The sequence below is a fragment of the Veillonella sp. genome (genome assembly GCF_018381775.1).
In the GTDB taxonomy this organism is placed as follows: Bacteria; Bacillota; Negativicutes; order Veillonellales; family Veillonellaceae; genus Veillonella.
Genome location: NZ_JAGZRH010000024.1, coordinates 1 through 5,627 on the forward strand (window position 1 = coordinate 1; position 5,627 = coordinate 5,627).

The following is a 5,627-nucleotide window of genomic DNA, read 5'->3' on the forward strand; positions in this document are numbered from 1 at the left end:
CTTATAATGAGCTACGTTACACACCTTTCTCTATGGAAGACAAAAAATATTGGCAATTTTATAAGCAACGTAAAGAAGAATTAAATCCTAAGAAAAAAAACAAAAAGTAAGATTCGATATTTTCAGACGACCTTTTTTGTATCGTACTTAACCGCCGCTACGCCTACGACCCGGATGTAGTATAACTAGAGGGAAATATACTATGAAATATCATATTGAAGATTTAAGAGACCAATTACATAACCATAACTGGATTGTTTTGAAAGAATTAGAAGGAAATGATTTAGATATATCATAATATTGGACTATTCGTCATAGATACCAACCAAACAAAACTTGTACTCTAGCTTTTGAAGGAATGGATGACTTAGAAGTTTTACCAATCGAAAAAAGTTATGCATGTTTTTTATCTGAAGAGCCAGCTATATCATTATACTTTTCTAAGAGTATTAAGTTATGGAAGAGAGAGTTAAATACATTCATTTTAAATCTGAATTCTTTTATAATTTGCTAATTTTAAATCCTTCAAACTATATAAAGCTAATCAAAATCCAAATAACTGTAAATGTTTCTAGCAAGTGTAGGTTGGTTCAAGACCCAACAAAATATCAAAGTCGTCTGAAATAACCTTCAGACGACCCCCTTCCCAACAGGAGAAAGCGGCCAACAAACCCGCTACTTCCACTGCGACCAAATCGGCATCTCAAGATAGATGACTGATGACGAAGGTAACCTGTTTTGGGGATTATTACGGTTGGGGTAAACTGAAGAGCGAAACGAACGTAACGGGAACGGCGCACCAACCCTTCCGATTGCAAAACACCCTTGTCCGCACTAGCATGTAGCTACTGCCAAAATGGATGGAAATCTTAGTCAAAAAAGAAATAATGGAAATGGTACATTTTTTTGGAAGTACTACAAAGATAATGTAACCGTACAACATAGGAAATAGTATCATGACAACTTTAGAAAATAAGATCTTTACTTTAAAACAGAATCATTTAATCAAAAAAATGAAAGAAATGCATTTTTTAAATAATTTAATTACGGATTCTGAAAAAATTATTCCATATCCACTCTCATGTGAAATAATAAATCGTACTTTTACCCCCTATAGAAATATAGAATTATCAAAAGAAAATTTTAGTTTATCGATAGAAAATGAAATATTAAATTGTTTTGTACCAGAGGAAAATGATATTGCTTATGTATACTTTTATGGAGGAATACATGATTCGGCTGAAATACCAATAGAATTATTCCCCTTGTTTATTATCAAAATAAAAAATATTAGCAATTGGCTAGAATTAATAAACAAACCTAATTTTTATTGTTTAAAATTCTTTAGTCATAAAATAGATAAAGTTATCGATATATCTCTACTCGACGATGAGGAAGATGTGTTATCTGTTTCTATTGGACTGAACGCTTAACTTTAAAAATAAATGAACTATTCCAGCAGAAGCTATCCTTTGCTTTGTATAACTTAAAGGTGTTTACCATGAAAGAATTATTAGAAAAACTTGAAAATAATAGTTTTATTGATAAGGTCAGAATAGATCTTGAATTCGATGTAAAGGACTACCAAGAATTATTAAAAATTTTAAATGAAATAAAGCATTATACTCATAATCATAATCTAATTGAAAAAAGACTAGCGTCTTATTTATATGAGATACCAAAATTAACACATATTTGGTATCTCAATCTAAAAGACGATCCAAATAAAAATAAATCTTCTATTGTTAGTCAACTTGAAGAAGCATGGATAGAGTTAGATTCAATAATTGGAGAAGAAATTCTTGGTCAAGGACAATAAATACCTCTTAACAAACAGTAGTCGTAGGTTAGGTCAAGTTCCGCTAAATATCAAGGTTATCTGAAATCAATTTTCAGTCGACCTTTTCCCTATGCTCTCCTCACTTGCTTCAACTATACCGGCTGGGGGCGTCTGAAAGATGAAACCAAGATAACGGATAGCTCATACCAGCACTTCTGCCTGCAAAACCAGTACGCTGACCGTGAGACGGGGCTGCATTACAATTTCTTCAGGTATTACGCGCCGGATGCAGGGCGGTTTGTGAATTAGGAAAAGATTATGCTATGGATAAAGCAACAGGATGTTGAAAAGGACATGATGATCCACAAGGAAAAGGACATGAAAAGTATCCGCACATAAGTATTAGACATCTGGATGGAAAAAAAGTGCGTATTGATATTATAGGAAAATAGATATGTTAAATTTAACTAATTTACAAACAAAAGGATATGATGAACTTATTGAAATTGATGGAGAAGTTGTTTATCAAGTGTTTGCTATTAAGAAAAGTAATGGAATTTATATTACATATTACTATACGGTACCCCAAAATAAATTGGATCAGGCTGAAGATTATGAGATAGAAGAATTCGATGAATTTAATGAATTTGAATTAGCTATAAGACATATACAATCAAAAGGTGCAAATCTATCAAGATTTAATGTATTTAAAGGTAACAAGCCTCTTTAAGACCATTTTTAGACCGTAGGTTGGGGCTATCTATTTCAACAGTCATTCATATGGGGCAACAGGGTAGACATATTGTTCCTGCATTGCCTGATATAACATAAATTCTATATTTTATTTGAGAAATTAATTATGAAAAAACAAGAAATTATTTTAAGTATGCAAATGGCTTTTCTTGGGGCGATTTGTAACAAAGTCAGACTTATTGCATTTGATATGACTGAAGAATTATTTGCTCTTTATGTATATATTGATTCACCACTGACAGATGATGAGTATGAAGCAATAGATAGTGCAGTTACAGATGTATTGGCTGATTTTCCAAATTTTCTATCTGAAAAAATATATATTATTGAAAATAATGATAATATTCTTTCATTAAATATATACAAAGGATGCTTTTTTATGAGATTTGAAAATAAAGTTGATTAAATAAATTAGTAAAATTAGTAATAGGAGTGATTTGAAAGTGAATATTAAATTTAAAAAATTTGGTTTAAGCCCAGAAGACATACAGCAGATGAGAGACTATGGAATTTTGCCAGATAAGAAGACTTTAAAAAGTTTAAGTAAAGCATATAATTCAAGTAACCCTAATATCAAAGATATTATTGAATTTCAAGATAAATTAGGTTTTAAGGTTGATACAGATTATGTTGATTTTTTACTTAGAAATAATGGAGGGGTTCCATCAAAGGTTAGAATAAAAGGTAATAAGATAGTTATTGATCATTTTTTGTCTTTTAAGTCTGATTATAAACTTAACTCACTTATTGATATATATCCCGATTTTCAACAATATGGATTGCCTATTGCAGAAACTCCTTCTGGTGATAGTATTATTTTGTCCTCAGATGGGAAAGTTCGTTTTTTTAATCATAATATCGACTCTATTGATGAAGAAGTTGGTGTGGTTGCAAATAATTTTTTAGAATTGCTTGAGAAATTATATTAGTAAACTTTGGCTAGCTGAAACCTTCAATCCTTACATAGAGTGTGTACAGTACGCACGCGGTTTCTGCTTTTATTAAATTTATCAACTTAGAACTATAGGTATTGTTAATGAAGAAAGAGTTATTATCTATTTTAAAAAAATATGAAACGCATCCTGATTTTTTGGGTGACACTATTAAAGATATAAATCAAGTAGGCGGTATGGATGATACAGTTTTGCATATTGCAGCTAGAAATAATTCTTTAAATGATGCTCTTGTATTTCTTCAAAATGGGGCATTGATCGATTTTAAAGGGGACTTAGGATATACCCCCCTACATTATGCATGCATGTTTGGAAATATAGAAATGGTGAAAGTACTCCTTGACAATGGATCTGATACAAATATACAAAATGAATTTGGAGAAAATGCCGTTAGAATTGCAACTAACTCATCCAGCGAAAATAAAGAGAAGATAGTAAAACTATTAAATGATTTTAGAAAACGTAAATAAAAAATAGATTATAAATCAATCAAATGGTGCCATACCTTAAAATATAGAAAGTAAGACATGAATAAAAACAATCTAATTTTATTAATCAAAAATCAAATGTCAGATAAACAAAAAAATGAAAATGCCTTACATTTAAATACACTTTTACTAAGCTCAATAGAAAATCCTAGTATAGATAATGATTGTTTCATAGAATTATTTAGCTATTATTCTGATATATCCCAAGGAGAAGTAAGTGAACTATTTAATTTACTACAATCTTTAACCAAACATGAAATCAATATCATTTATGATTTTTTAGAATATATTTCAAAGTTTGTCATAGACTTAGGCGTATATTGTGAATTTGAAAAATTTCTTACGGAGGTAAAATATATACAAGAAAGAAATTATCTAGAGGAAAAAATTAGGCCTACTTTTCCAGCTTTCAAAGTTGATAAAAATAACATCATAAGTTTTGATGATAGTGATAACTTTTATATATTTTCTATAATGCAACTATCTACTAAAACTTGGATTGAGATAACATACGATGATTTTCTCTCAATACTTGAATCACTAGAGTGGCAAGCTTTTACTAATAAGGCTTTATTATATTTTACTCCTTGCTGTTTAAAATATATTTTTTCTAATCTATCTAAATTTCATTTATATGGTTACGTTGTTGAATTTTTATATCTTGCTCTAAGAAACCAAAGTACAATATTTAACACTACTCAAATCAACTTGATCATTGATTTTTTAAAATTAATCCAGAATTTTAACCAGGAAATTAGTGTTGAAACACAAAAAAAAATAACAAGTACTATTCAACTTTATTTATAACCTCTCGACCGTAAAGGGAGCTGCACTATAACTTCTATAGGTACTACGAGCCTGAGACGGGGCGGTTTGTGAATCAGGACCCAATTGGGTTGCTGGGGGGGAGTAATCTTTATCGGTTTGCACCTAATGCACAAGGATGGACTGATCCCTCTGGTTTTATAGCTATGGCATTATTTTTCTTACCAGAAATAGGTGCTGTTTTAACTGCTGCAGGGCAAGTTGCACTGACAGCAATTGGCATTGGAGCAGTTTTAAGTCTAGGTGGCGATCCTAATTATGCAGGCTCGGTAATGATTGATGGACTGCCAAATAGAGAAGCAGCTTTAGCGTGGGAAAAGGCTCAAGTAAGGGCTTATAGAGCTGCTAATAATGGAGCGAGACCTCCTAAACAGTACAGACCTTAAAGTGAGAGTGAAATTATGATTAACGAAATTTGTTTATACTTTCAAAACGATGAAAGAATTTCTGAATTTAATCAAGAAACCTTTGCTATTCCGGAGCTTTATCTTATTTCAATACCTAAGTTTGATTCCAAAAAGGTGATTAAATGTAATATTTTCTTATGGGAGAATGGTCCATTTCCGCCTAAAGAAAAAATATTGGGGAGTGCTGATTCTTATCAGCTTTTTGACTTCAAAAAGTATACCTCTCTATCAGAAAAAGATAAGAAAATCATGCAGTTAAATGTTGTTCATCAAGGAATGCATGATATTGCTTCTGATTACAATTGGGATACGGAACCATTGAAAGAAGCTTACCAAAGTTGCTTAACTTCCGATCTAACCTTTAAAAGACAAATCAAAAAGCGCAAGCTAAGTCCGAACAGAAAACAATATTTGTCTTTAT

The 5,627-nt window shown here is 31.0% G+C and carries 9 protein-coding genes and 1 pseudogene; all 10 read left to right on the forward strand.

Features of this window, described 5'->3' with window-relative positions:
- The first annotated feature begins 956 nt into the window (after nt 1–956).
- On the forward strand, nt 957–1,433 hold the full coding sequence (locus tag KH109_RS09570) for a hypothetical protein (protein ID WP_295219175.1): 477 nt from the start codon (nt 957–959) through the stop codon (nt 1,431–1,433).
- 68 nt (nt 1,434–1,501) lie between these two features.
- On the forward strand, nt 1,502–1,819 hold the full coding sequence (locus KH109_RS09575) for a hypothetical protein (protein WP_009352274.1): 318 nt from the start codon (nt 1,502–1,504) through the stop codon (nt 1,817–1,819).
- A gap of 69 nt (nt 1,820–1,888) precedes the next feature.
- Nucleotides 1,889–2,089, forward strand: coding sequence for an RHS repeat-associated core domain-containing protein (locus KH109_RS09815; RefSeq protein WP_363158921.1), 201 nt, complete (start codon nt 1,889–1,891; stop codon nt 2,087–2,089).
- Nucleotides 2,090–2,234: 145 nt separating this feature from the next.
- Entirely contained in the window at nt 2,235–2,510 is a 276-nt protein-coding gene (locus KH109_RS09580) for a hypothetical protein (protein ID WP_009352538.1), read from the forward strand.
- A 129-nt stretch (nt 2,511–2,639) separates the two neighbouring features.
- Nucleotides 2,640–2,939, forward strand: a complete 300-nt coding sequence (locus KH109_RS09585; RefSeq protein WP_295219181.1) for a hypothetical protein — start codon at nt 2,640–2,642, stop codon at nt 2,937–2,939.
- Between the two features lie 37 nt (nt 2,940–2,976).
- A complete protein-coding gene (locus KH109_RS09590) occupies nt 2,977–3,462 on the forward strand; it encodes an SMI1/KNR4 family protein (protein WP_295219183.1) in 486 nt (161 codons plus the stop codon).
- 107 nt (nt 3,463–3,569) lie between these two features.
- Nucleotides 3,570–3,956: an ankyrin repeat domain-containing protein gene (locus tag KH109_RS09595; RefSeq protein WP_295219188.1), complete on the forward strand. Its 387-nt coding sequence runs from the start codon at nt 3,570–3,572 to the stop codon at nt 3,954–3,956.
- A gap of 57 nt (nt 3,957–4,013) precedes the next feature.
- Nucleotides 4,014–4,781 (forward strand): hypothetical protein, encoded by a 768-nt coding sequence (locus tag KH109_RS09600; RefSeq protein ID WP_295219193.1) that lies wholly within the window; start codon nt 4,014–4,016, stop codon nt 4,779–4,781.
- Between the two features lie 20 nt (nt 4,782–4,801).
- Nucleotides 4,802–5,185, forward strand: a complete 384-nt coding sequence (locus KH109_RS09605; protein ID WP_295219196.1) for an RHS repeat-associated core domain-containing protein — start codon at nt 4,802–4,804, stop codon at nt 5,183–5,185.
- Nucleotides 5,186–5,200: 15 nt separating this feature from the next.
- Nucleotides 5,201–5,627: pseudogene (locus KH109_RS09610) on the forward strand (hypothetical protein); the annotation flags it as partial.